Below are 24,510 nucleotides of genomic sequence, written 5' to 3'. Positions count from 1 at the left end.
ACAACTCCGTAGAAAGTTACGGTTTAATCAAATTGAAAGTTGTGGCGGCCCGAAGACCGCCAAACTAATTGGAACTCAATATCGTGGAGTTATTTCTTAGGTTTTAGGTTAAGCACGTGTGCCCAACGCTCTGGGTAACCACCGTGAACCATAGGTCTTAGGTAAGGATTTTCTGGTGTAACCCAACCTTCAAAGCGAGCGGTGCTGTATTGGTACCAACCTGGTGCTGCATAAAGCGTAATGATTGGTAGATTTTCAGCCACTAACTCGTGAACGCGTGCTAGGTGCTTCTTCTGCATCGCTTGGTCAGCAGTTTGGGTGAATTGGTCTAGCTTTTGTTTTACTTCTGGCAGTTCAAATCTATGTAGTGCTTGAAGTGTGACCGCGCCTTCTTTCATATCTGAAGGGTTGAAGTAGTCGTTGTACGTACCCCAAGGAACAGCATTGACGTGGTTCCACGCGTAATATACGTCCATGTCACCGCGTGGCACGGTCTCAAACCAAGCGTTCGCATCTGGTGTGTGCGGCATGGCATTTACGCCAATGTCTTTCATGTTCTCAGAGATCTGCATTGCGCCATTTACCCAGTCAGTCCAACCGCTAGGGACAGAGATCTTAAACTTAATTGGGTCGCCGTTTGGCATGTCGCGCCAGCCGTCACCGTCTTTATCGACAATGCCCGCATCATCTAGGATTTTCTTCGCTAGATCTGGGTTGTACTCCATCAGGTATTTGTACTGCTCTAGATTTTCTGAGTCGTACCAGCTCTTGTAGAGCTCCGAACTGCCGATTGGGTAGTGAACTTCTGCAGCAGCGCCTTGGGTGGCGAAATCACGCAGATCTTGGCGGTTAATCGCCACACTCATCGCACGACGGAATTCAAGGTTGTTAAATGGTGCTTTGGTGGTATTGAGCTGTAGATTGATGGTTCCTGCAGATGAGTACCAGAACTTAGTGTCTTTGCTCTTAGACGTGTATGCTTTGGTATTTAGGATACCTACACCCATCCAGTCAATGTCACCCACGGCACCAGCTGCTTGAGCTTGAGCATTACCAGAGTATTGTGGGAATTTTAGACAGTTAACTTGTGGCAAGTTAGGCTGCCAGTAGGCTTCGTTTTTACAAATGCGGATCAGGTTTGGTGAGAAGTGCGCAATGTTTGTGAACGGACCCGTTGCCACTGGATTTTCGTTACGGTGATTCACAGGATCTTTAATGTCTTTCCAGATGTGTTCTGGTAACGGATAAACTGAACCTAAGCCTAAGTATGCCAGTGCGTTGCCTTTTTCTAAGTCAATTTGAACGCGGTAATCGTCTAATTTTTTAACACCGATTACATTACCTTTGCCGGTTTCTGCATCGTACCAATGCAGGCCGCGAATATTGTACGTCGGGTGCTCTTTCTTAAGTTGCATGGTAAATACAACGTCGTCAGCATTGAAGTCTTCACCATCGGACCACTTCACACCTTTGCGTAGGTTGAATACCACGCTCTTGAGATCTTCGCCAATTTCATAGCTGGTGGCGAGAACTGGAATGGGGTTATCGGCGTTTGCGATGTTTGGAATCCACAACGGCTCATAGATAAAGTCTGTCGCAAAGAAGTGGCCGACTGCATCGTTGTACGGGTTGAAGTTTTTGACATGAGCGTCAACCAAGTTAACCACAAGCGACAAGTCGTGATCGTCTGCTTGCGCTGCTCCACCAAACATTAAGCCGCTTGCCACTAGGCAGCCAACTATCTTATTGAATTTCATTTCGTGCTCCTTGATAAAGTTAAGAACACCCAAGACTTCTTGCCGCACCCTAAACCCCACCGGTAGCCACAAGGATTCACGATTCTAATCAGTAATTTATCAGTTTGATTTCGTCGTGAAACTCGAATTGGGAACGTTCCCATTTTTAATTGGTGCCGAAAAAAAGATCAATCCATCTTCCAGATATTGAGATTTGGCTCAAAAAATAACCGCGTTCATAGCGTGTTTATTTGACCTGTTAGACAAAGCGAATTTGTCCGTTATCAGAGACAATTACTTGCAAAAAATAGCCAAGAAGGAGAACAGACAGAGCTAATTAGAGTGAACTGACTTCACGATTTGACTTCTCATATGACTAAAAACTCGACTTGTGGTTATGGGATAAGTAGCGTATGCGGCAACTTGGAGCTGAGCGCTCCAAACGCTTGCGCCTAGCGCTGAAAATTCGCTAAGCAAACAATAACAAGTGTGTTAGTCGCACATAGAAAGTAGCCAAAATAGGATAGACAGAGTGAAAAAGCAGATAGTCATGATGTTGGCTTTAGTTGCAGCATTCCCAACCGTTGCCAATACTTGTCAGTTGGCGCTCACAACTGATTTACCAGAACAGTTGATAGCCAAAGGCGCCGTATTTCAGGTCGATTTTGACCGTACGCCAGTTAGTGAATCACAGAGTATTTGTATCGACGACAAGGATTTGGTGTCTAAGCATAAGTTTGAAAGTGTCGAAGTGAGTGTCATGCTCCCTACGACTGAAATTCCAATTGAGCTGTACCGAGCGTCGATTCACAACCAAACCCGCTCTACGAAAATTAACGCAACCACGCATATCGCGACTATTTTGTGTCCGCGGTTTTGTGGGTTTTACGAATATGAAAAATTGCTTAACCACCCAGAAGTCCAAGCGGTTGCCAAGCTATATCAAGCAAAAATTGAAAATGACCCAAGTGCAACAGCCACAAGGGAAGGCAATTTTGCGGTATTGAGAGACATAATGCCGGCTGTGGAACACTTGGAGTTTAATGACAGAGCTGGTGCCGAACAGTTCCCAGCTATGGCGCCGGAAGATTTTGAGCATCATGTCGATCGATATTCAGGTGCTTGGAATCATTTTCATAGAGAGTCATTTTACATCAATAAGTTTTCTGAAGATTTTAGAGAAACCAACCGAGCCGATAAATCCTTCGCCCATTTAACGAACCAAGAGCGCAAACAACGAACCAAAGCAGTGGTAACACAGCTCAAAGACATTCTAAATTCCAATAAATCATGGTCCCAAACGGGAACTGCAATCGAGGATGCCAAACATATGGCATCCAAGATGGGTGATGACTATGTTCAGCATTTGGTGACACTGATGGATCAGTCATATCAAAAAGTCGATACTGAATATCAGGCATTTTTTACTGATTCCCACACGCCATTTAGTGAGCTAACGGACAAGTCTTTATCCTTTGAACAGGTACTGGCCTATTGGAGTCACTATGCTTACAACTATTCGAAAGACAAAAAAGAATTCAGCGCATTGTTTAGTGAGCATTATCGACGCAACGTGGTGAGCACCTTGATCAAAGATAAGCAGCGGGATCGTGCATTGAGCGGCTTAATGACCTTGTCTTATATTGCTGGTTCAATGAACACGCAACGCGGATTTCGTAAAACCATGCATGAATATGACAGTGTAAACGTGATAAAGACTGCTGGAAGATACAGCTTTAAAGATCGGTTTGAGAAAATTGACTTCGTTTACGAAAATGGAGCTTGGCGCTTGGATGATGTACTAAAAATATCCAGACCCGGTGAATCTCTGTCGAACTAGCTGTCCCGTCCTGATATAGGTTGACACTTTTGGTTAAAACGCTCGGTGAACTTCATCGGGCGTTTTGTAATTTAAAGCTGTATGTGGTCTCTGTTCATTATAGAGTTTTACCGACTCGGCAACCATTTTCTTTGCTTCATTCAAGTCATTCGGCTTACTCAGTAAGTACTCCATCTTTAAGATGCCGTTCACTCTTTCTGCTAGAGCGTTTTGATAACAATCATATCCATCTGTCATAGAGCACCTCACATGATATTTTCTGTGTAATGACTGATATTCCTCAGCGCAGTATTGAATACCTCTATCAGAGTGATGAATAAGCTCACCCTCGTAGCGTCGATTTTTCAAGGCCTTCAGGAACGCGCGCTTCACTGTTTGTGTCTTCATATTGTCATCGAGATGATACCCAACTATCTTCCTTGAGTAGGCATCGGTGATTAAACTGAGATAGGTATTTCCTGTTTGCGTTGCCAAGTAAGTAATATCAGCGACCCACAGCTGCTCCGGTTTCGTTGGAACCATGCCTTCTTTGATGCAGTTTGGATGGCAGTGAAACCGATGATGGCTGTTGGTTGTTCGATGATAAGCCCTACGATTGGGGACCAATAGACGGTGTTGTTTTAGCAAACAGAACAAATGGTCCCGTCCTACATCAATGTTATGTTGACTGAGTAAGTGTTTGAGCTTGCGAGTTCCCAAGCGAGGATGTTGAATCCGTTGCTCTTTGACGAACCCAATGACAGACTGCTCTTTCCGAATTCGCTGACGCTCTGACGTACAACGTTTATAAAATGCCTGCCGAGTAATGCCAATAAACTGACAAGCTTTCGTCACTGTGAGTCTTTTGAGCGTTTTTTCCTTAATAACTCGGCTTTGCGCTTCTTTGAGATTCGAACTCCAAAATCTCTATCCATGACTTTTACGACCGCTTCAAAGAAGTCCGCTTTCAGTTGAGTTTCCTCAAGTTGTTGTTCGAGTTCTTTTATTCGTTGTTCAGGAGTATGAGCAGAAGGAGAATCAGACATATCATTACCTACTGTGTTTGGTTTCTCTATTCCTTTAGACCAATTTAGACGACCGTGCTTACGAAGCCAAACCAAGACCGTGGACCGACCTTGGATTCCATATCGCTCTTGGGCTTGTATATAGGTCATTTCTCCTTTTTCTACTTGGTCAACAACCGCCAATTTAAAGGCAAGAGAATAATCTCGCTGGGTTCGTTTACTTGTTGATTTCATGACACTCTCCAATTTCATGTTGGGAATGTGTCAACCTTATTTAGGACGGTACAAGCCATCAAAAAAAGCCGCTCACTGAGCGGCTTTTTACACTGTAAACTCACTTAGCTAGTATACGCTGGTAGATATACAAATACTGGGCGCTTAGCGGGTTGTGTTTCAATGGCTATGCGGAAGACAAAAAATGACTAATAGCTACCTTTTAGTTACTACGTTTTTACTTTACATCACTTAGCGTAAACTCAGTTTGTTGGCCCAATTTTTTGGCACGTTGAATTTCATAAACATAGTCACTTTGAGAGATCAGTTCTACTTGGGGAAGAGTGTAATCTTTGCCGAGATCTCTAACGACAACTTGTCGAACATTGTTCACTCTATCTGTGTCAATTAAGTAAGTTCTCCCCGCCTCCAGTGTTACGTTCATTAACGCCTCATAATAGGTTGTGGTTGTTAAGGTATAGCCGCTGGAAGAAAAAGAACTCGAATCGGGCTCTTTTGACAAAACCAACGCAGTGTCTCCAGCTTTTACATAATGAACTTTCTGAAGTCTCGGCGTTTCGACGCCATTTGTCTCTGTTAGCCACAGATATGGTATCCACACTTCAGCTAATTGTTCATCCATTTGTTGTTGCTCGGTTTTTAGATGAAATGTTGGATTTGACGATGAGCAAGCAGTTAATACAACAGCGAGAAAAGTTGCGGTGACAAACATTGAATAGGTCTTCATATATGGCCCTAAAGTACTGAGAATTTAAATTTATCGATTATTTTGAGGTTGGTTTTAGCAATCAATACTGAAATATAAAAACTATCTATTAGCTCGCAGACTTACATATTGTGTAGAGAATAACCGATAGTTACATGTTAACTAGGTCGAGATTTGGTTTTCTATAACGCAAACAAGGGGTAAGTGTGATTAACAACAAAACGTTGATTTGTCTGGGTATGGTGTCTGTATTAGCCGGTTGTTCAGTGGGTTATGATGAACCTGAATCTGGACCAACAGCGACTATCGAATATCAAAATTCTGGTTCAAAATGGTTGAATATTGCTTATTATGAAGAGTCGTATCAGTGTAAAGGACGTAGGGTTTCTGGAGATATTCGGAAAGGAAATAGTGAAACTCATACAGTAAGGGCGAGTGGGCCACTTACACTTCAATATATTTACACTGAACATGCTTTGGACGAAAATAAGTGCTTAGTGAATCTTAGGTTCTCTCCCGAGAAAGATCATGCTTACAAGCTGATTGCAGGGGACGCAGCAAACTCTTGCAATTGGCAATTAACGGATGTTACGCGGCCAAGTAATCCTAGACCTATTGAGTTGCAAGAAATTGAATGGGTGACTGGCTATGATGAAGAATCACGTTTTTGTGTAGAGTAGTAAATAGTAAAACGATACAACGCTTCACAATGTGGAGTGTTGTATATCATATTGGATGACTAGCTGTCCGCCTCTGCAAATTGCTTTAACCTTTCCCCCTCAAATCGGAAGTATTCTTTCTCCTGGATGTGGGTTGCACCAATGGCTCGGTAAAATTCTCCAGCCTTGGGATTAGTCGTCTCTGCGGTCCAATCGAGGCGTAAGCAATCCCAGTTCACAGCTAGCTTGGCTAAGTGCTGCATAAGGCCAATGCCTACTCCTTGTCCTCTTGCCGCCGAAGCCACAAACAAATCTTTAATGAAGAGTTGGCCGGATAACCTTGGTGCTGGATACAAAACGGAATACGTTGCCAACCCCAACACGGTTTCATCATCATAAGCGGCGATGACCTTGACACCAGAATGTTCAGCAAACAATCGTTGCATCAAGTACTGATCGATTTCTTTATCACTCGCCACGTTAACACCAAAGTAATAACGCTCCATCTCTTTGAAAATACTCGACAGTTTTATGGCTTCGGACTGGTTGACGGTTTGAATTTGCATCATCGCCCCTTGATTAAACGACTGTATTGTAAAGACTCTACTAGAATATAAGACAGGCAGTGACTAGGCATGCAGTATTGTGTGATTGGGGCAGTTCAAAAAGTGAGAGACTGAACTAGCAGTTCAGTCTCGAGGGTTTATTGGCACAACTATCTGTGGCTCGATGAGTAAATCAGCGCTTGTTCGAAACAGTCATTAGAGTCCGAGTCTATGATGTCTAGGTCGTCATTCAGGTTGGACACTTCCACCCAATTTGCGTTTTCATAGGCAATGGCAAGGTCTAGGATCGAGCGCAACGTATTGTCTTGGCCAAGTAAGGCAAGCTCAACATCTTCTTCAAGCGGGATACTGCCAACAATGTTGTCAAACGTGGTATCAAATAGCGCGTCAAGCAGAGACAACAAGCCAACCAAAAATGCTTGTGATTGATTGACGGCTGTAGAGGTTTTTTGCGCTATTAATTCGCAAAAACGCGCTCGTTGAATAGAGAGTAAGTGTAAAGACTCTGACTTTTCTTCGCACACCGATGCAATGACCACCAATGATATTAGCTTCCTAAGCTTGTCTTCACCCAAGAAGGCAAATGCCTGCCCTAAAGATTCAATTTGGCTGACAATGTTTGCTGAATTCACATACCGCAATAGTTTGTAGGACAACGATACATCTGTAGCAAAGTGTTTTTCAATTGAACGGTAATTCAAAGGGCGCTGCGCGAGTTCTTGGCACAACTCGACGACCGCTCGTTGCGTGGGTGAAATCGTGGTGGTTTTCAGTACTTCCGGCTTACTGAAGAAGTAGCCTTGGAAATAGTGAAAGCCAAGGTCATGAGCGTGCATAAAGTCTTGATGGGTTTCAACTCGTTCGGCGAGAAATCGGATTTTACTGTCACTGAGTTTGTAGACAAAGTTGCCAACTTTTTCGAGAGGCAATCGTTGAATGTCAAACTTGATGATGTCGATGTAGGGCAAAAAATCGCGCCATTCCGGTGTCGGTATGAAATCGTCGAGCGCTATAGTGTAACCATCAGATTTTAACGAACGAATGGCGTTAAGCAACTTGGGTGTAGGCGGACAATCCTCTAGAACTTCGATGACTACTTTATCTGCAGGCAACAAGCCTGGTAATAAGTTGATCATGCTTTTATAGGGGAAATTTACAAAGCCTAATCGATTGTCCAAGATTGAATCTGAGTCGTGAAAAAACTGATCGGCAATCAATCGACTTGTCGCTTGGTCAGGATCGATATTAGGAAAAGCGTTGTTTTCGCCATCTCTAAACAATAATTCATAGCCAAAGATTTCTTTGTTGCGGTCAAGGATAGGTTGCCTTGCTACAAACGCAGAGCTCATAGTACGTCTTCCTCTAGATATTCATGCGGTTTATGGTTTTTTGTGCTTTTTGTAGGAGCGCATGAAAAAATTTGAAAAAGCTTATCAAAACGTTGTTTTAACCAGTATGCAAAAAACGAAAACTTATTATTAATTATATAAATAATGAGATGTTGCCCCAGAATGTGCCAGTGGATTCGTGCCTTTATTTTTTGTGGTCGTAACAATGGCACAAGAATCTTTGTGTAACTCAGACATTGAATAAATTGACAAATCTGAATGTTCACTCTCGGATTAGACATGAATATTCATTGGCGAAAGTGCCGTTGGAAGCCGGATAAGTTGAAGGTTAGCGAGTTTAGATTCACAAACTGAATGTCATTTAGTGGGTTCAACATTTTGAGATTGATAGCGACTTATTGAGCGATGAAGAGAAGCACTTTTAAACCGTCACCAGTTCTTAATGTACCTTTCGGTTTGCGTTCAATTTCTACACGTGATTTAAACGAGCTGACCAAATTTACCTCAGATTACAACCGAGGGTACACCCAGTTAACTCCCGGGGATGCGAGCTTTGAGTTTACAGATTACTTTTTCCAAGGCATTCGAGTTTTAAATGAGTCTCACACGACGGGGTGTTTTACGGAAGGTGTTCCAAGACCCGATACGCTGTCCATTGCTCTTGTCTCTTCTCCTAAAAGCCAAGGGAAAATTTTTGGTCAACATAATTTGTACGACAATTTTTTTCATATTTCGCGGCAGGCTTGGGAAGCAAATTTTTTGTCTGAAGTGAAGGGTATGACCGTCGTTTTTAATGTGGACGACTTTCATCGAAAACTATCTCAGCTCAAACACATAGACATGCCAATGAAGTGGCGAACCAGTGATGTGCGAGGGACGCACCCTGAATCCTTGAAACAGCTTCGCTCAACCTTGGCTACAGTATCTTCAAACTTATCAAATTCACCGTCTCTAGTCGGTCATCATATGGTGACAAAGTTATGGTCTGACCGATTATTTGATGCTGTATTGCAAAGCTTTATTCCCTCTCAAACCGGCGTAAAAGAGTCTAAAATTCAATTTCAAAAGACCCATGGCGTGCAAAAGGCATTAGATTACATCAGAGAAAATGCCCAGAATCTGCCCGCTATGCACGAGCTGTGCGCGGTTTCGGGTTTAAGTGAGCGCAATTTGCAATACGGCTTTAGAGATAGGATCGGGGTGTCTCCAATGCAATTTTCCAAGCTTTATCGACTCAATCAAGTAAAAAAAGAGCTCTCAATATGTGATGCTAAATTCACTCAAGTATCTCACGTTGCAATGCAGTGGGGCTTTTTTGAGCTTGGCCGCTTTTCTGGTGATTACAAAAAGTTGTTTGGCGAGCTGCCTTCACAAACCTTAAAAAAAGGATGACAATGTTGAAGCAGGGATTGTACGGTCTACAAACCCTAGTTACATCCTGTTTTTTTCACGCGCCCTGGCGAAATGTCTTGTGATCTCGATTCAGTATTTGGCGTTTTTGAATCAAAATCAAAGATTTGAGATAACTGTGACGCGCTCCCATAAGTTGTTTTGCCAACATTTAACAAATATGAAATCAAACCAATAATATAAAGCAGATTGCATACGATAAACGACGCTGGGTAAAACAATGAAGCTCTCCAACACTTTGATGACAGTAGGCGTATTTGTCTCAACGATCATCAGTGTTTCGGCACAGTCTAAAGTCATCTTCAGTGAAGATTTTGAACAGCAACCCGAATGGGTTGCTGGGCTATTTAGGGCGGTCGGGCAGAGACCACATGGAAACATAGCTCCGCCCAATTGGAGTGTGATTCGAACTGACCCCGCCTATGCTCCGTCAATGGGTGATGACGATCGCCATGAATCAATCGAAATTGGCGCTTTTCCTGGCAAAGCGCGGTCTGGACAAAAGTCTGTGGTGTTCTACCGCGACGCCAAATCCACTCCAAATTGGAAATGGTGGTCAGACGGAATTTTGGCAAAGCGTCTCGATCGAGAGTACCGACAAATCTACGCCTCGTTTTACATTAAATGGGCGCCAGATAGTGAGCACCCTAAATCCTTGTCCAAAATATTTCGAATTCTTCACTCTTGGGGCGAGGGTTACGAGATTTTTAGAGGCTTTCGAGATGGCTTTAATGGCCCGATTGCTGGCTGGAACTACGTGCATAACGATTATGGATTGAGAAACACAATCTGGATGCGCGGCTATCCACCTTGGGAACACTATTATTTTGACAGTGAACCGATCCGCAGTTTGCCACGAGAGATGTTGAGCGGCGACATGAGCCTTAATTTTGACAACAACATTCGTGATCTCAATAACGACCGAAAAGTCGACAATCCCAATACTAAATTGTATGGCATGTTGTCTGGAAAACTCATTCCAGAAGGCGGGGCTCACGGCATGATTCACCCCACAGAGTTTTTTGGCGACAGCAGTAAAACCGGTTGGCGCAAAATGGAATTCTTCGTAAAGATGAACTCAGCTCCCGGCGCAACCGATGGGATTTACGAGCAGTGGATTGATGGCCAATTGGTTTTTGCCAATTATCGCATTCCCTGGATGGGGCGAGATGCTAAAAAAATGGTGGGTTGGAACGCGGTTAAACTTGGCGGCAACGATTATATTGACAAAAGGATACCTGACTCTCGCCGTTATGAGGATTGGTATGCCATTGACGATCTGGTGGTTATGTCTGCTCATCCGATTACGCCTATGCCACCAAAGACGTTCCGAGTAAAACCTTTGCGGCCCCGAGTGAGGCAGTAATATGGTTCCTCAGTGCTTTTTGACCCATAGAAAGCTGCGGGGTAGAAGTCCAATTTGTTTGCTGGTGAGTGTATTGGTCGGTTTAGTTGGATGCAATACCAGCGAGTCAGAGGAAGAAAGTACGGCAGTTACTACTCAATCGGGCTGTAATCTCGTTGGTGGAACACTGAGAAACCAAGAACAGCAAACTCGAGTGCGCTATTTATCGCCAACGGTAACGAGTGGCGGCAGTTGTCTCAGCCAGACACAATCGAGACAATGTGAGAACGGGTCGCTTTCGAGCTGGTCTGGGGACTATCTGTATTCTTCATGCCAAACTGTCTCTGCAAACACCAGTTCATTTCCGCTTTGGCAAATGTCGCAATTGGAGTATTTGGGTGGTTTTCGCTTGTCATCCGCTCGATTTGGTGATTCTGACCACCCTAATTTGAATTATTCCCCGGCGGTGATCGCCTTTAACGCAGACAATCAGTCTTTGTTTATCGTTGGGCATGATTACGAGCAAGGCATTGCTGAGTTTGCCATCCCTTCCATAGTGAACAGCCGAAATCCGAGTGACTTTGTGGTGGGTGACACGGCTCTGCAAAACTTTGCTCCTTTCCACAAAACCGCACGCGTTGACACAGGAATTGAGCACTATTTTAAAGTGACCGGTATGCTGCAATTAAATGGCCAGCTTATCGTGAATTACATGAACTGGTATGACGCTGGTGGAGGAGAAACGGATACATCAGTTCGGTTTGTTGCGGCTAATGACCTTGCCACGACGCCGATTTATGGTCCATATCAATTGCAAGGTGCAGCGCACGCATCGGGCTGGATTACCGAGATACCAGCAGAATGGCAAGCCGAGCTAGGCGGAACCCATATCGCGGGCCACGCGCACGGCTCCATACACAGTCGTCTTTCTATGGGGCCTTCAGCATTTGTATGGTCTCCGGAAGCGAGCATGATGACCAAAACCCAAGGTGAAATCGAAACCACGGCTTTGCTGGATTTTCCGCTAACAAGGGCAAAATTCTTGCACGATACAAACTTATACCCAGATCTTGCTGTGAATACCGAAGCCATTCTCTATAACCACGACCGACAAAACCAGCTATGGACTTCTATTAGTGAAGCGGCATTTGGCATGATCATTCCGGGAACCAACACTTATCTCACCATAGGCAGTTCCGGTGGGCATGAATCGGGCATCGGATACAAAGCCACGCAAACTAACGGCAATGTGTGCGGTGGCCCTTGTAGTTTTGACCCTAGCGATAATTACGGTTACTACTGGTTGTGGCAAGTCACTGACCTGATCAAGGTGAAAAACGGGGAAATGCAACCCTGGGAAGTAAGGCCTTATGACTACGGCAAGTTTGACAGCTTAGGGTTTGATAACATCAAAGGCGGTGCGTATAACGCGCAAACGGGTGAACTATACATCGCCATCAAAAATGCAGACCGTCTGACCAATTATGCCCGTCCTCCGCTTTTCCTTGTCTATCAATTGCATCCACCGGGAGTTTAGCAATGAGAAAATTCCAATTAGTGTTAGTTTGTCTTAGCTCTGTTTATCTTTTGGCTTGTGGTGGTGAGGGTGGAGACTCAGCGAGTCCAAGTGCTGCGGTTGAAGTGGAAAGCTATCAACTGGATTGGGAAATGCCCGATACGCGTGTTGATGGCTCAGCGTTAATGGCTCAAGACGTGGCGGGTTATCGAGTCCGCTGGACCAATCAAACTACCGGCGCGACGGGAGAGATCGCAGTCGCGGGTACCGAAACGGGCTGGCAGTTTGATTTGCCTGTTGGTGAATACCAATTCGAAATAGCCAGTGAAGACAGCAACGGCAGGTTAAGTGAGTATGTCACCGCAAACTAGCAGGGCTGCAACCTGTTTACGTAACAACACTATTCAACTTACTCTGAGGGCGAGGGGCGACAATATAACCTTGTCGGTCTGCCAACTTTTCCATGGGCGAGAAAGGCGTTCAACAATCGACGTTCCACCAGTTTGTCTAAATAGCGTCTAGCGGTGCTTTTACTGACATTGAGTTGAAGAGCGACCTCGGCAGATGACAATTCTGTATGACCATGAGGGAACAGGGATAACAATTCCTTGGTTAAGAACTCATCAACGTGTTCTGAAGCTTTAGTATGCTGATTTAACACATCATCCAGTTGATGTTGTTGGAACTTACTGTGTTGGGTGAGCGCCAGTTTGTATTCTTTGAATCGCTTAATCGATTCGGTCAATCGTTGATAGTTTATGGGCTTAACCAAGTAGTCGAAAGCACCGCGAATCAATGCGGTATTGATGGTTCCGGCATCGTTGGCTGCGGTAACGATAATACTGCGAATGGGTTTGGCGTCCGCTAACCAATGAAGAACCAAATCAATGCCCAGTCCGTCTGGCAAAAAGTTGTCGACCAACGCGAGGTCAATGTCGACAAATTGAGTCATGTCCTTCGCTTGTTGAATGGTTGTGGCAATCCCGACCACTTCGCAGTTTTGAATGTTCCCGACGAAGTGAGCGTGCATCTCAGCCAATTGACAATCGTCTTCTACAATGAGGATCTTCATAGGTACGTCTCCTTGGGAACATAAAGGGTGAACGCGGTTTCTTTCTCATCCGAGTCCAGCTCCATATAGCCATCGCACGAATTTAAAATGGTTTGCACCAAATACAAACCAATCCCGCGTTCGGACGCGTTGCCTGCTGTGTTCAGCTTAGTGCTCATCCCAATTTCAGTGAGTTTACAAAGCTCGCGCGAGATTTTGGGGCCATTATTGGTCACTTGCAAACGCAGTTCATTTGGCAGTTCAGAGAGTTCAATCGAGATTTTTCGAGGCCGGAAGTCGGTTATCTCGGTAACCGCATCAAGACTGTTGTCCAGTAAATTGCCAACCATGGCGCACAATTGGACTGAGGAAAGTCTGCTTGGTAGCGGGAACCAATCGCTATCAATGCGCAACGTCATATCCGCTTTTAGTTCCTCTGCACGCTGTAATTTTGCCAGCAATAATGCCGATAGCTCAGGTTGATGTTTCAAAGGTTTGAGTAATTCGAGCTCTTTTTGCGACTGCTCTGAGAGCGCCAGTGTCATCTCAAGCGCTTTATCAGATTTGCCCATCTGCAGCAGGCCACCAATGGTGGAGAGCTTGTTGCGATGCTCGTGACGCGCAACGCGTAACCCATCAACATACTGGCTGACTTGGCTTAGTGTTTCCGAGAGCTTTTGCAGTTCGTGCTGTTTGCGTATGGTAAAAACCACACCGCTGTTTTCACCTTCCAAAGACACTTTAGTGATGACAAGATTCAGTCCATTGCTCTCTACCAACTTATCAGTAAAGTCAGGCTTTGTTAGCAGTTGCGGCAGTTGAGGAAAGGCAAGCTGGTTAGTTTGAATTGGTAACGCGATGTCATCTCCGAGCTGAAACATTTTCCTCGCCGAAGCGTTTATCAAATAGATGTTCTGTCGTTTATCGGTGGCAATGATGCCTTCATTCGCACCCGCTAACACGGCTTTGTGGGTATCTAGAGATTGTTTAAGTTGCCAAGGCTCTAAGTTTTGCATTTCCGACTTTACCGCATCAGTGATTCGCTTAACCAGCCAACTCGATAAAAACAGCAACACAGCACCGACGATTAGCAGCGATTGAATGCGTTCGAACGTCCAAATCGACAAGGTGTCCAGCAGGTAGCCCACTTTGATCATACCCACAACCCTATTGTCGATCACAATAGGAGCAATGTAGCGGACCGATGGACCCATTGACCCGACACTCGTCGACAGATAGCTTTCCCCCGATTCTAGTGCGGCTTGGATATCGCCACCGACAACCGGCAGACCAACTCGCTCAGAGATAGGGTGTGCCAATCGAATACCATTTTTGTCACTAACAGTGATGAAATCAGCATCCGACACCTGTTGAACGTTGGCAACCCAGTCTGCGATTTGCTCGGTGTTTTGCTGTTGGAAAAACGCTAACAACTCAGGTTGAATCGCTAATTGCTTGGCCTGTACTTCGGCGCGTTTGGCAATTTGTTGATTGAGAGTATGGTCGAGTTGGTAAGCACTGTAACCCCACCAAAAAAAGGCGCCACTCCCTAAAAGCAAAAACAACTTCCATCTCAGCAGCCGGGTAAAACTCTGAGGAATAAACGGAGTGATAAACATGGAAACTCGCCAAACGACAGAAAAGCCAAATCCAAGTTTAATGGAATTTGAATCAATGGCGAAGCGAAGCACTATGTAGCATGACGAGGGTCATACGAGTGAATTAAATGATTTTTATTGATTGGAATGGGCCTTATCTCATGCTCGTTTCAAGCGGAACTTATCCGTGATTACAACTTTAAAAAGACAAAGCTCAATAGTGAAATCAGTTTGATTTTAGACAGGTTTTACGCACAAAAAGCACGCGATTCTGGGTTCAGAGTAGAGCAAACCTCAGTGGTTTGTTTGCGATTTGAAACTAGGAGAGGCACATGTTTTCACCGACCAATTTAAAATTACTGTCCTTAGTTATCATTGGCGTCTTGATTTGGTTCAGCCCTATACCCGAAGGATTAGAGCCACAAGCATGGCAAATGATGACGATTTTTGTGGTTACCGTTCTGAGCTTAATATTGGCACCGTTACCCTTAGGTGCGATGGCCTTAGCGGGATTGGCAGCCGCGACCTTGCTTGACGTGTTACCAATTCGAACTGCGTTAACCGGTTTTGCCCACCCAACGATATGGATGATTGCGGCGGCCTTTTTTATATCTCGTGGATTTATTAGCACTGGGTTTGGGCGCCGAGTCGGTTACTGGTTTATTTCTAAGCTCGGTCATAATTCGCTAGGTTTGGCGTACGGTCTAGTACTGACGGATTTGCTGTTCGCACCGGCCACACCAAGCACTACGGCGCGTTGCGGTGGTATTATTTCGCCTTTGTTCCGCTCGGTCGCCAACGCGTATGATTCGGACCCTGCCAAAGGAACCGAAAACAAGATCGGTGCGTTCTTAGTACAGTGTATTTTCCAATGTAACGCGATTACGTGTGCCATGTTCTTAACGTCGATGGCGGGTAACCCACTGGCGGCAAATTTTGCTAAAGAGCAAGGCGTGGAGATCACTTGGGGCGGATGGGCATTAGCGGCGATTGTACCGGGAGCACTGTGTCTATTTTTAATTCCTCTAGTCATGTATGTGGTATTCCCGCCAGAGCTGAAAAGCACACCAGAAATGCGTCAAATCGCCAAAGATAAATTGGTAGAAATGGGTAAAATGACGCGCGATGAATGGATGGTATGTGCCACCTTTATCGGTATGGTGTCGTTGTGGGTACTTGGTCCAACGCTTGGCATTCATTCCACAGTTACCGCACTGCTTGGTTTAGTGTTCTTGCTGTTTACTCGCACAATTCAATGGGACGCCGTTCTCAATGAGAAAGAAGCTTGGCACACCATAGTGTGGTTTGCGGTATTGGTAATGATGGCGGCACAGCTAAACAAACTGGGTTTCATCGGTTGGTTTGGTGAGACAATCAGTGAATCGCTATCAGGCTTTGGCTGGTTGACGACCTTGGCAATCTTGCTGTTGGTTTACTATTACAGTCACTACTTTATGGCCAGTGCAATGGCGCACATCAGCGCGATGTACGCGGCGTTTCTTGCAATTGCCATTGCAGCCGGTGCGCCACCAATGCTAGCGGCCATCGTGTTGGGTATTTTTAGTAACTTATATATGGCGACCACGCACTATTCATCGGGACCCGCGCCTATTTTGTTTGGTGCGGGTTTCCACTCTCTACAAAGCTGGTGGAAAATTGGATTCGTGTTCTCACTGATAGTAATTCCAGTATTCATCTTTGCGGGTGGTGCTTGGTGGAAACTCCTAGGAATGTGGTAGTGCACGAATCCTTTTAGCCTGCGAATAGGACATTGTGTTTCCCAATACAGTTATCCTCGATAACCATACCCCAAGGCATGGCTAAGAATGCAACTGTTCCCGCTAGTGATTATTCACTAGTGGGCTTTTTGATTTTCCAATTCGTGCGCAAAAACAGACCGACATTCTAAGTCACTTGGGTATACAATTAATTTTTCTTTGTCGAATCGATAAAAACATTTAATTTCAATCGTTCGCGGATATGCCATATAGTCGCCTCATTGGTGAGTTTGCTCATTGTTGAAAGTCGCAAACACGTTTTTGGAGAACAGATGAATCAGATAAGGCGCACTGGACACAAAGCTCTGGTGCTAGTTGAAGATATAGGTCTTGCGGTTATCGCGATTTTAACCGTTGTTGCCATGGGGTATGAAGTTGTCGCCATGGTGCAAAAAATGCGAGTCACTTTGGCGGATTTGCTATTGCTTTTTATCTATCTAGAAGTGCTTGCCATGGTTGGGCTTTATCTGAAGTCGGGGCGCCTACCTGTCAGAATGCCTCTTTACATCGTGATTGTGGCGTTAGCGCGTTACATGATTCTAGATATGAAGAACTTAGACACCTATCGCATGTTGGGTTTGTCTGTTGCTATGTTGGTCATTGCTGTTTCCATTCTAGTCATTCGCTTCGGCCATAAAAAGTACCCCTATCGTGAATCAGATAAGGGCTTGTAGAACTCTTAATTTGAAAATGGGTTGCGAGAAATTGTCGCTGCATGACGGCTTTTTATAGCATTCCATTGATGCGGTGCTATAGTGTCGGCAATTGTCTGATTTTGATGAGTAACGATGTTTCAAGATAACCCACTACTTGCCCAATTAAAGCAACAGATTCAGGAAACCCTGCCAAAAAAAGAAGGCACAATCAAAGCCACTGAAAAGGGTTTTGGTTTTTTGGAAGTAGACAGTAAAACCAGCTACTTCATCCCGCCTCCTTATATGAAGAAGTGTTTACACGGTGACAAAGTCTCTGCCTTCATCCGTACCGAAAAAGATCGTGAAGTCGCTGAGCCCGACGAGCTTTTGGAGCAGTCGCTAACGCGTTTTATTGGCCGAGTGAAAATGTTCAAAGGTAACCTCAATGTGGTGCCAGATATTCCTCAGCTGAAAAAACTGTCTTTCAAAGCCAAAACTCGCAAAGGACTAAAACCCAACGAGTTGGCGGAAGGCGACTGGGTAGTGGCTCACTTAACGCGTCACCCATTAAAAGGGGATAACACGTTTTTTGTTGAAATCAGTGAAAAAATCACCGATGCCGATGACAAGATTGCACCTTGGTGGGTAACGCTCGCTCAAAACGATTTACCTAATTGTGAACCTGCCGGTTTAGTCGAAGGTGAAGAATGGCAAATCAAAGATGATGTTGATCTCAAACGCCGCGATCTAACTGATTTACCGTTTGTCACCATAGATGGCGCGTCAACCAAAGATATGGACGATGCATTACACGCGGTTCAGCACGACGATGGCAGCTTTACCTTATCCATCGCTATTGCTGATCCGACGTCCTATATCTTGCCTGAAGATGACATGGACAAAGTTGCTCGTGAGCGTGGCTTTACCATTTACCTGCCGGGTCGCAACATCCCAATGTTGCCAAGAGATTTGGCTGACGATCTATGTTCACTGATTCAAGATGAGCAAAGGCCGGCACTATGTTGTCAGGTTACCATCGCGAAAGATGGTGTGATCGGTGATGATATCGAATTTTTCGCAGCTCACATCCGTTCCCATGCTCGTCTGGTGTACGACCAGGTTTCGGATTGGCTTGAACAAGGTCAGTGTCCCGATTGGCAACCGAACGAAATTATTGCCACCGTGGTACGTGACCTCAATGCTATGAGTCAATCACGTGCAAAATGGCGAGAAGAAAATGCAGTGGTGTTCCCTGACCGACCAGATTATCGCTTTGAATTGAGCGAAGATAACGATGTAGTGGCTATTCACGCGGACAAACGTCGTACAGCCAATCGTTTAGTTGAAGAAGCCATGATTACCGCCAATATCTGTGCGGGTAGAGTGCTGCAATCTAGCCTTGCTCAAGGTGTGTTTAATACCCATGCAGGCATCAAAGCTGAAAAACTGAACGACGTGATGGAGATTGTCAATGCAGAAGCTGACACGCCTTTTGAAGCCGAGAAAATAGCGACATTAGAAGGCTTTGCCGAGTTAAGACGTTGGCTAGCAACTCGTGAAACCAGTTATCTTGATAACCGAATTCGTAAACATCAAGCGTACAGTGAAATTGGCAACCAAGCACTGCCGCATTTTGCTATGGGGCTAGATGTGTACGCTACCTGGACCTCACCGATCCGCAAATACGGTGACATGATCAACCATCGCTTGTTAAAAGCGCATATCTTAGGCAAAGAATCGGTTCAAACGGCAGATGACAGTGTGGGTGAAGAGTTGGCGCTGCATCGCAAGCACCATAAGTTTGCTGAACGACACGTTTCAGACTGGTTGTATGCTCGCACCTTGGAAAAAGAGGTCGCAAACCAGACGGTGTTCACCGCCGAAATCTTTGATATCAACCGTCCAGGTATGCGAGTTCGCTTGCTGGAAAATGGCGCCACAGCGTTTGTTCCTGGGGCGCTAATTATGGATAACCGCGAACGCATTGAACTTAATGGCGAGCAGGGTACGGTTAGCGTTGATAAAAACGTCGAGTTTAAATTAGGTGACACCCTTGAGGTGGTGCTTTCAGACGTTAACTTGGAAAATCGCAATTTGGTTGCGAAACCTACAAAGACGTTTGCCAATGAGCCGGAAACCTCGCAAGAGGATTCAACGAGTTAATCGATGCGATTGGTATAAACGAAAAAGCGGCTCAATAAAGCCGCTTTTTTACTATTCTATGTTTACGATGCCGTGTTTACTATGCCGCGCCTATTATTCCATGTCTGGAAGCATCTGTGACTCTTCGGTTACGAATCGCGATTCCAGAACATCGCTTTTGGGTCTTTACTCACTTCGCGCATAATGGCCGTCAAATCCTGGCTATTGGGAAGGTAAGGGTAGGGTTGCCAAGACTCTACCGATGATTTCTCGGAATTTGTCTCCGTTTCAGGGATACTTAATTGCCAAGTTTGTTGCTCCGCATCCCATTTGACTCTTGCCACTAAAGACTCGTAAAGGCAGTGATTTGAATCTAGCAAGAAGTGCTCTTTGTAAAAGCACACACCTTCTTGAAGCGATTCAAAACACGCTTTTCCCATTTCAGTCGGTAGGCTCTGGTTGCGTTGCGAACACACTTGCCTTGCTCGACTTTCTACCTGTTTTTGCAACAAGCTGACTAGTGCCATGTTTCATCCTTGTTGACAGAAACCAACATTAGTAGTGATCCGTAGAGTGTAGGTCTCTAAACCTTATTTGTATGTTCATGTGTTCACATTACTGTCATCTGACCGACATATTCTGTTACCGATTTATCACTATTAGTACGGAGTCCTTTATGTTTCGTGTCACTTTGGCACTGATGGCCATGTCATTTTCAGGCTTTTTTTCACTTTTTATTGCGAGCGCTCACGCGGATGAAGTTCATGTTGCGGGGTCAACTTCAGTTGCTCGTTTGATGGATGTATTAGCAGAACAATATAATCAAGAGCACCCCAAAGATTATGTCGCAGTGCAAGGTGTGGGGTCGACCGCGGGGGTGACATTGGTTAAAAAGCGAGTCGCCGACATCGGTATGAGCTCGCGCTATTTGACCGAGAGTGAACAAGACCAATCAATGTCTGTACATATTGCCGCATTTGATGGCTTGGCCGTTGTTGTTAACAATGCAAACCCAGTATCAAATGTGACGCGAGAGCAGTTATTCGATATCTACAAAGGCAAGTTAACCAATTGGAAGCAACTTGGTGGGCCAGATCTAAAAATAGCGGTCGTAACTCGTGAAGCATCTTCAGGATCGCGTTACAGCTTTGAAAGCTTGTTAGGGTTAACCAAAGTGGTGAATGAACGACTGGTCTCTGATATCAATCCCAATAACTTGGTGGTGAACAGTAACTCAATGGTGAAAACCATCGTTAACCACAATAAACAAGCGATAGGGTTTGTATCATATGGTTCCGTGGATAAGTCGGTGAAAGCAATCAATTTTGAAGGTGTTAAAGCAAGCAGTGAAACCATAGAGAATGGTCAATATGAACTGGCTCGCCCCTTTTTGATTTTCTATCTAACAGACAGCTTGTCTGAGTCTGCTGACAAATTTGTTCAGTTTTTAAAGTCGTCACAAGTAGATACTGTGATCACTGAGTATGGGTACACACCAGCTCAGTAGAGAATGGCCGAAAAACAAAGCCGCTTAGAAAAGCGGCTTTTATCTTGGATATGGATCGCTATGTTCGAGTTTGTGTTAGAAACGCAGACGAATAACAGACGAGACAATCGCAGCAGGGCGTTTTACCCCTTCAATTTCGATAGTGATCTCTCGTTCCACTTCTAGTCCTTTGCGAACTGGTGTGATTTTTGACAACACACTTTTGGCTCGAATTCGGTCTCCGGCTTTAACCGGATAAGGAAAACGAACCTGATTTAGACCGATATTGACAATCATTCTAGCCGTCGGAAAAAGTGGTTTGTCTGGGTCAACACTGTCAGTCAATTTAGGTAACAGCGCTAACGTTAAAAAGCCATGAGCAATAGTAGATTTAAAAGGGGACTCTTTTTTGGCTCTTTCTGGGTCGGTATGCAGCCATTGGCAATCTTCTGTAACATTACCAAATTCATTGATTCGTTGTTGGCTAACATCAATCCAGTCGCCAACGTGAATAACTTGTCCTATCTGTGGCTGTAACTCTTCCAACAGCTGCTGGGCCTTTTCCGGCAAGACGATTGGTTTTTCTGGCACCACGTCTTCATTAACGGCAGGACCTTGCAGTGCTCTAAAACGTGCGAACAAAGATTGGCTGTTTGCCTTATCTAGAATGCCGTCAATATAGCTGCGCATGGTCGGAGACATCCATTGCACAAAATCCGGGTGGTTTTTAAAACCACTTTCGACTCTGTGTCTGAACAAATCTACAACTTTCATAAACAACCTCAGTATTCTTCAGCAGAACAATTACTCAGATATCCCATCTGTAGCTATGGAGCTTGAGCTATCAACCCGATGCTCTTTCCTAACCCCTTAAAAACTCGCTAATTTTGAGCTACTTCACATTGGTGTGCAACAACTTTCTGGCGTACACCCGTTATCTGAAATGTTATTAATTCTTTATATACAATGCCTTATGAATAAAACACTATTTTATTGATGTTTACATTCTAGATTAAATACTTAAAGTATTTTGTGACTAACTGTGTCAGTTAGCGACCAAAACGGCAAAAACTTGAGTCAATTTACAACAATAGCCCGTTAAACTAACGAGAATTAAGCAATAGTCACACCAGAATTAGTACTTTCTTTCTGCGCATATCGTAAGGCAACACGTTTTGCATCACATTTCTATTTCAGTATCTCTTTTTCATGGCGTTAAAGTACGCTCGCATTTGCGTTATTTTTCCGTTCTAGTCTACGCTTATTACACACGGAGTTAGTAAACTTATGATTTATTTCATAGATATTTGTTGCATATTTTTTGGTGTAGAGGGGACAGATGCCTCAAACTGAGATCAAAGTTCTAGTCGTAGATGATGACGAGTTTATGCTCAAAGCTACGGGGCGATTACTCAGAAGGATAAGACCTGACTGGCAAATTTTCACGGTCAGTGATCCTAAGCAGTGGTTAGACAATGTCGAAGAAAACGATTATGAACCTGATTTAGTGCTAAGCGATTTCCTCATGCCAGAAATCAAAGGTGACGAGCTTTTACTTGAAGTTAAAACTAAGTTTCCTCAGACATTGCGGGCACTGATAACAGGTGATACCTCAAGTACGGTGCCTAATTATGCGAAGTCCTGTTCTCATTTTCTTATACCTAAACCGTTCACAGAATTAGATTTCACTTCTGTTCTAGAGAGTGTTGAACGATTAAAAAAAATGCCTTTTAGCGAAAGATGCCGTATTGAGCTAGCCGGAATAGAAGAACTTCCAGTATTGCCGAACATCGTGAAAAAACTAAGGCGTACGTTAGATGACTCTGATTCAACTGTTTTAGATGTAGCGGAACTAGTCAAGACGGAACCGGCATTGGTAGCAAAAATTATTCAGATGTCCAATTCCACGTATTTTGGTTTTGAATCGATAACATACTCATTAGAGATAGCTATTAATCGTTTGGGCGTCAAGGTCATCGAATCATTGGCCTTAGCTATGCTATCAAATCGGACCTATGAGAACATCAGCGAACTGAAACACGATGAAATCGTAAGTCGTTATCTAACGTATGCAAATTTAAGTGTTTCGTTTGCGGAACAACTAAACATTAAAGGCGAGCACCTTCAACGAATTTATCTTTCTTGTATGTTGAGTGTCCTTGGAGAGCTGACTCTTATGGAAATGGGGGCTTCGGAAGAAAACACCCATCATTTCATTTCACTGGAGCAAGGAAAAAGCGACGTGTTTATTGTTGCCAGCTACGTGCTGATATTGTGGGGTTATGACATGCTGGTTGCGGAAGCTGTTCTTGACATAAGTACTGACGAAATTGGAGAAGAATCTCTTTCCGAGGGAATAATAATACGTCTGTGTATTGGGTGGGTCGATGCTTTAGCAAAAGGTGACTTAGACAATTACAGTAACAAAATCGGCCCATTCTATTCAGAGCATTTAAAGGCAGCGTATGAAAATACGCTGCGGTAGAACGAGGATTTTCAATGACCTTATCTGTAGCTGTAGTTGACGATTCAAAGATGTCTCGCAAGACAGTCATCAATGCGCTTCCAGAAGCATGGTTAAATGACGTAAGCGAGGCAAAAAATGGAGAAGAAGCAATCGCTTTATTCATGAATGGAAAAGCAGATGTCATGTTTCTTGATCTTACCATGCCAGTAATGGACGGATTCCAAGTTCTGGAATTGTTAAATTCGCGAAAAGCGAGGAACTTTGTTTTTGTGATAAGCGCAGATATTCAACCCCATTCTCAGAAAAGGGTAATGGAGCTAGGCGCCACTCGTTTTTTACAAAAGCCACTTCAAAAAGACGAGCTTTCCTCTGTGTTAAGAGAGGTAGGTTTGATATGACCCCTAGTTTTAGCGAAGACCACGAAGATTATCTTCGAGAGTTCCTCAATATTTCAATGGGTAAAGCGGCAAGTAAGCTTGCATGCGTCTTAGACGACCCTGTGACTTTAACTGTTCCAGAAGTGACATTGGCTTCGTATACGGAGTTTTCCAGAATTCTAGATGAAACGAATAGATTCCATTACACGCAGCAGTCTTTTTTTGGTGAAATGAGTGGAGAAGTGCTAACTCTACTGCAAAAGGACGGAGCAGAGATCTTAACACGCGACATGTGGAAGTTGTTTGATGAGCAAAATACAGATAACGCATTAGTTCAGGAAACTTTGTTAGAGATCTCCAACATATTGTCCGGAGCTAGTCTCAAGGGACTGTGTGAGCAGCTTAATCTTAAAACAAAAATCCAGTCTCCAACGATGTTTTTCCCGGATAGAACAAATATCCCAGAAAATAAGTGGGAAAACTCTTTGTTACTAAAAGTCTCTTTTTTCATCGATTCGGCCAAATTTGAATCCAGAACGGTAGTTTGTTTTGCAAATAATGGACTAGTTCAGCTTCTAAATATCTTGGATGAGTTCTTAGAGGAGTAGTGC

Annotated in this window: 22 protein-coding genes; 13 read left to right on the top strand and 9 right to left on the bottom strand. The window is 44.2% G+C overall.

The window, feature by feature from the left end:
* Positions 1-89: 89 nt before the first annotated feature.
* On the bottom strand, positions 90-1,757 hold the full coding sequence (locus ACXAFJ_RS14425) for an ABC transporter substrate-binding protein (RefSeq protein WP_475324381.1): 1,668 nt from the start codon (positions 1,755-1,757) through the stop codon (positions 90-92).
* A 511-nt stretch (positions 1,758-2,268) separates the two neighbouring features.
* Between ACXAFJ_RS14425 and ACXAFJ_RS14420 the strand changes: the two genes are divergently transcribed.
* Positions 2,269-3,576 (top strand): hypothetical protein, encoded by a 1,308-nt coding sequence (locus ACXAFJ_RS14420; protein ID WP_475324380.1) that lies wholly within the window; start codon positions 2,269-2,271, stop codon positions 3,574-3,576.
* Positions 3,577-3,609: 33 nt separating this feature from the next.
* Here the strand turns inward: ACXAFJ_RS14420 and ACXAFJ_RS14415 are convergent.
* Both ACXAFJ_RS14415 and ACXAFJ_RS14410 read right to left on the bottom strand, forming a co-directional pair.
* Positions 3,610-4,814, bottom strand: a protein-coding gene (locus tag ACXAFJ_RS14415) for an IS3 family transposase (protein WP_475321218.1) whose coding sequence is annotated in 2 segments (ribosomal slippage) — positions 3,610-4,427 and positions 4,427-4,814 — 1,206 coding nt in all. Because the reading frame shifts where the segments join, the coding sequence is not laid out codon by codon here.
* A 217-nt stretch (positions 4,815-5,031) separates the two neighbouring features.
* Positions 5,032-5,541, bottom strand: coding sequence for a hypothetical protein (locus tag ACXAFJ_RS14410; RefSeq protein WP_475324379.1), 510 nt, complete (start codon positions 5,539-5,541; stop codon positions 5,032-5,034).
* 185 nt (positions 5,542-5,726) lie between these two features.
* Here ACXAFJ_RS14410 and ACXAFJ_RS14405 point away from each other — a divergent pair, with 185 nt between their 5' ends.
* Positions 5,727-6,200, top strand: a complete 474-nt coding sequence (locus ACXAFJ_RS14405; protein ID WP_475324378.1) for a hypothetical protein — start codon at positions 5,727-5,729, stop codon at positions 6,198-6,200.
* Positions 6,201-6,259: 59 nt separating this feature from the next.
* Here ACXAFJ_RS14405 and ACXAFJ_RS14400 read toward each other — a convergent pair whose 3' ends face one another.
* Together ACXAFJ_RS14400 and ACXAFJ_RS14395 are read right to left on the bottom strand one after the other, a co-directional pair.
* The gene (locus ACXAFJ_RS14400; RefSeq protein WP_475324376.1) at positions 6,260-6,745 is read right to left on the bottom strand and encodes a GNAT family N-acetyltransferase; all 486 of its coding nucleotides are present in this window, start codon (positions 6,743-6,745) and stop codon (positions 6,260-6,262) included.
* Between the two features lie 149 nt (positions 6,746-6,894).
* Positions 6,895-8,094: an EAL and HDOD domain-containing protein gene (locus ACXAFJ_RS14395; RefSeq protein ID WP_475324375.1), complete on the bottom strand. Its 1,200-nt coding sequence runs from the start codon at positions 8,092-8,094 to the stop codon at positions 6,895-6,897.
* Positions 8,095-8,499: 405 nt separating this feature from the next.
* On the opposite strand from ACXAFJ_RS14395, the gene ACXAFJ_RS14390 reads away from it, so the two are divergent.
* The 4 genes from ACXAFJ_RS14390 to ACXAFJ_RS14375 all read left to right on the top strand — a co-directional run bounded on the left by ACXAFJ_RS14390 (position 8,500) and on the right by ACXAFJ_RS14375 (position 12,736).
* Positions 8,500-9,486 (top strand): helix-turn-helix domain-containing protein, encoded by a 987-nt coding sequence (locus ACXAFJ_RS14390; RefSeq protein ID WP_475324374.1) that lies wholly within the window; start codon positions 8,500-8,502, stop codon positions 9,484-9,486.
* Positions 9,487-9,724: 238 nt separating this feature from the next.
* Positions 9,725-10,870 (top strand): hypothetical protein, encoded by a 1,146-nt coding sequence (locus tag ACXAFJ_RS14385; RefSeq protein ID WP_475324372.1) that lies wholly within the window; start codon positions 9,725-9,727, stop codon positions 10,868-10,870.
* A 64-nt stretch (positions 10,871-10,934) separates the two neighbouring features.
* Positions 10,935-12,386 (top strand): hypothetical protein, encoded by a 1,452-nt coding sequence (locus tag ACXAFJ_RS14380; protein WP_475324371.1) that lies wholly within the window; start codon positions 10,935-10,937, stop codon positions 12,384-12,386.
* A 2-nt stretch (positions 12,387-12,388) separates the two neighbouring features.
* Positions 12,389-12,736 carry a hypothetical protein gene (locus ACXAFJ_RS14375; protein ID WP_475324369.1) on the top strand — a complete coding sequence of 116 codons (348 nt, stop codon included), beginning with the start codon at positions 12,389-12,391 and terminating at the stop codon, positions 12,734-12,736.
* A gap of 38 nt (positions 12,737-12,774) precedes the next feature.
* Here the strand turns inward: ACXAFJ_RS14375 and ACXAFJ_RS14370 are convergent, their stop codons facing one another.
* On the bottom strand, positions 12,775-13,437 hold the full coding sequence (locus ACXAFJ_RS14370) for a response regulator (RefSeq protein ID WP_475324368.1): 663 nt from the start codon (positions 13,435-13,437) through the stop codon (positions 12,775-12,777).
* Complete coding sequence (locus ACXAFJ_RS14365) at positions 13,434-14,975, bottom strand: ATP-binding protein (protein WP_475324366.1); 1,542 nt, start codon at positions 14,973-14,975, stop codon at positions 13,434-13,436. The genes ACXAFJ_RS14370 and ACXAFJ_RS14365 overlap by 4 nt, the downstream gene beginning before the upstream one ends.
* Before the next feature lie 371 nt (positions 14,976-15,346).
* Between ACXAFJ_RS14365 and ACXAFJ_RS14360 the strand changes: the two genes are divergently transcribed.
* From ACXAFJ_RS14360 to rnb, 3 genes are all read left to right on the top strand, one after another.
* The gene (locus ACXAFJ_RS14360) at positions 15,347-16,753 is read left to right on the top strand and encodes a DASS family sodium-coupled anion symporter (RefSeq protein ID WP_475324365.1); all 1,407 of its coding nucleotides are present in this window, start codon (positions 15,347-15,349) and stop codon (positions 16,751-16,753) included.
* Between the two features lie 311 nt (positions 16,754-17,064).
* On the top strand, positions 17,065-17,466 hold the full coding sequence (locus ACXAFJ_RS14355; protein ID WP_475324364.1) for a phosphate-starvation-inducible protein PsiE: 402 nt from the start codon (positions 17,065-17,067) through the stop codon (positions 17,464-17,466).
* A gap of 114 nt (positions 17,467-17,580) precedes the next feature.
* Positions 17,581-19,590, top strand: a complete 2,010-nt coding sequence (gene rnb, locus ACXAFJ_RS14350; protein ID WP_475324362.1) for an exoribonuclease II — start codon at positions 17,581-17,583, stop codon at positions 19,588-19,590.
* 128 nt (positions 19,591-19,718) lie between these two features.
* On the opposite strand, the gene ACXAFJ_RS14345 is transcribed toward rnb, so the two are convergent.
* The gene (locus ACXAFJ_RS14345; protein WP_475324361.1) at positions 19,719-20,096 is read right to left on the bottom strand and encodes a DUF3024 domain-containing protein; all 378 of its coding nucleotides are present in this window, start codon (positions 20,094-20,096) and stop codon (positions 19,719-19,721) included.
* Between the two features lie 170 nt (positions 20,097-20,266).
* On the opposite strand from ACXAFJ_RS14345, the gene ACXAFJ_RS14340 reads away from it, so the two are divergent.
* The gene (locus ACXAFJ_RS14340; protein WP_475325754.1) at positions 20,267-21,076 is read left to right on the top strand and encodes a phosphate ABC transporter substrate-binding protein; all 810 of its coding nucleotides are present in this window, start codon (positions 20,267-20,269) and stop codon (positions 21,074-21,076) included.
* 75 nt (positions 21,077-21,151) lie between these two features.
* Here ACXAFJ_RS14340 and ACXAFJ_RS14335 read toward each other — a convergent pair whose 3' ends face one another.
* Positions 21,152-21,829 carry a MaoC family dehydratase gene (locus ACXAFJ_RS14335; RefSeq protein ID WP_475324359.1) on the bottom strand — a complete coding sequence of 226 codons (678 nt, stop codon included), beginning with the start codon at positions 21,827-21,829 and terminating at the stop codon, positions 21,152-21,154.
* A gap of 565 nt (positions 21,830-22,394) precedes the next feature.
* Here ACXAFJ_RS14335 and ACXAFJ_RS14330 point away from each other — a divergent pair.
* The 3 genes from ACXAFJ_RS14330 to ACXAFJ_RS14320 are packed head-to-tail and all read left to right on the top strand — an operon-like array spanning position 22,395 to position 24,507.
* Positions 22,395-23,540 carry an HDOD domain-containing protein gene (locus ACXAFJ_RS14330; protein ID WP_475324358.1) on the top strand — a complete coding sequence of 382 codons (1,146 nt, stop codon included), beginning with the start codon at positions 22,395-22,397 and terminating at the stop codon, positions 23,538-23,540.
* A 14-nt stretch (positions 23,541-23,554) separates the two neighbouring features.
* Positions 23,555-23,920, top strand: coding sequence for a response regulator (locus tag ACXAFJ_RS14325; protein WP_475324357.1), 366 nt, complete (start codon positions 23,555-23,557; stop codon positions 23,918-23,920).
* Positions 23,917-24,507 (top strand): chemotaxis protein CheC, encoded by a 591-nt coding sequence (locus ACXAFJ_RS14320; RefSeq protein ID WP_475324355.1) that lies wholly within the window; start codon positions 23,917-23,919, stop codon positions 24,505-24,507. The genes ACXAFJ_RS14325 and ACXAFJ_RS14320 overlap by 4 nt, the downstream gene beginning before the upstream one ends.
* Positions 24,508-24,510: the final 3 nt, after the last annotated feature.

Source organism: Vibrio sp. ABH4_348 (assembly GCF_056159765.1).
Note: the sequence above shows the minus strand (reverse complement) of the source record. Positions and strands in the feature narration are given on the sequence as shown.

What these genes read in the sequence shown, in the direction of transcription:
- ACXAFJ_RS14345 (WP_475324361.1), bottom strand. Translation starts at nt 20,096, where the DNA reads ATGGCACTAGTCAGCTTGTTGCAAAAACAGGTAGAAAGTCGAGCAAGG.
- ACXAFJ_RS14325 (WP_475324357.1), top strand. Translation starts at nt 23,555, where the DNA reads ATGACCTTATCTGTAGCTGTAGTTGACGATTCAAAGATGTCTCGCAAG.
- ACXAFJ_RS14335 (WP_475324359.1), bottom strand. Translation starts at nt 21,829, where the DNA reads ATGAAAGTTGTAGATTTGTTCAGACACAGAGTCGAAAGTGGTTTTAAA.
- ACXAFJ_RS14370 (WP_475324368.1), bottom strand. Translation starts at nt 13,437, where the DNA reads ATGAAGATCCTCATTGTAGAAGACGATTGTCAATTGGCTGAGATGCAC.
- ACXAFJ_RS14360 (WP_475324365.1), top strand. Translation starts at nt 15,347, where the DNA reads ATGTTTTCACCGACCAATTTAAAATTACTGTCCTTAGTTATCATTGGC.
- ACXAFJ_RS14395 (WP_475324375.1), bottom strand. Translation starts at nt 8,094, where the DNA reads ATGAGCTCTGCGTTTGTAGCAAGGCAACCTATCCTTGACCGCAACAAA.
- ACXAFJ_RS14320 (WP_475324355.1), top strand. Translation starts at nt 23,917, where the DNA reads ATGACCCCTAGTTTTAGCGAAGACCACGAAGATTATCTTCGAGAGTTC.
- ACXAFJ_RS14390 (WP_475324374.1), top strand. Translation starts at nt 8,500, where the DNA reads ATGAAGAGAAGCACTTTTAAACCGTCACCAGTTCTTAATGTACCTTTC.
- ACXAFJ_RS14355 (WP_475324364.1), top strand. Translation starts at nt 17,065, where the DNA reads ATGAATCAGATAAGGCGCACTGGACACAAAGCTCTGGTGCTAGTTGAA.
- ACXAFJ_RS14385 (WP_475324372.1), top strand. Translation starts at nt 9,725, where the DNA reads ATGAAGCTCTCCAACACTTTGATGACAGTAGGCGTATTTGTCTCAACG.
- rnb (WP_475324362.1), top strand. Translation starts at nt 17,581, where the DNA reads ATGTTTCAAGATAACCCACTACTTGCCCAATTAAAGCAACAGATTCAG.
- ACXAFJ_RS14330 (WP_475324358.1), top strand. Translation starts at nt 22,395, where the DNA reads ATGCCTCAAACTGAGATCAAAGTTCTAGTCGTAGATGATGACGAGTTT.
- ACXAFJ_RS14410 (WP_475324379.1), bottom strand. Translation starts at nt 5,541, where the DNA reads ATGAAGACCTATTCAATGTTTGTCACCGCAACTTTTCTCGCTGTTGTA.
- ACXAFJ_RS14400 (WP_475324376.1), bottom strand. Translation starts at nt 6,745, where the DNA reads ATGCAAATTCAAACCGTCAACCAGTCCGAAGCCATAAAACTGTCGAGT.
- ACXAFJ_RS14375 (WP_475324369.1), top strand. Translation starts at nt 12,389, where the DNA reads ATGAGAAAATTCCAATTAGTGTTAGTTTGTCTTAGCTCTGTTTATCTT.
- ACXAFJ_RS14425 (WP_475324381.1), bottom strand. Translation starts at nt 1,757, where the DNA reads ATGAAATTCAATAAGATAGTTGGCTGCCTAGTGGCAAGCGGCTTAATG.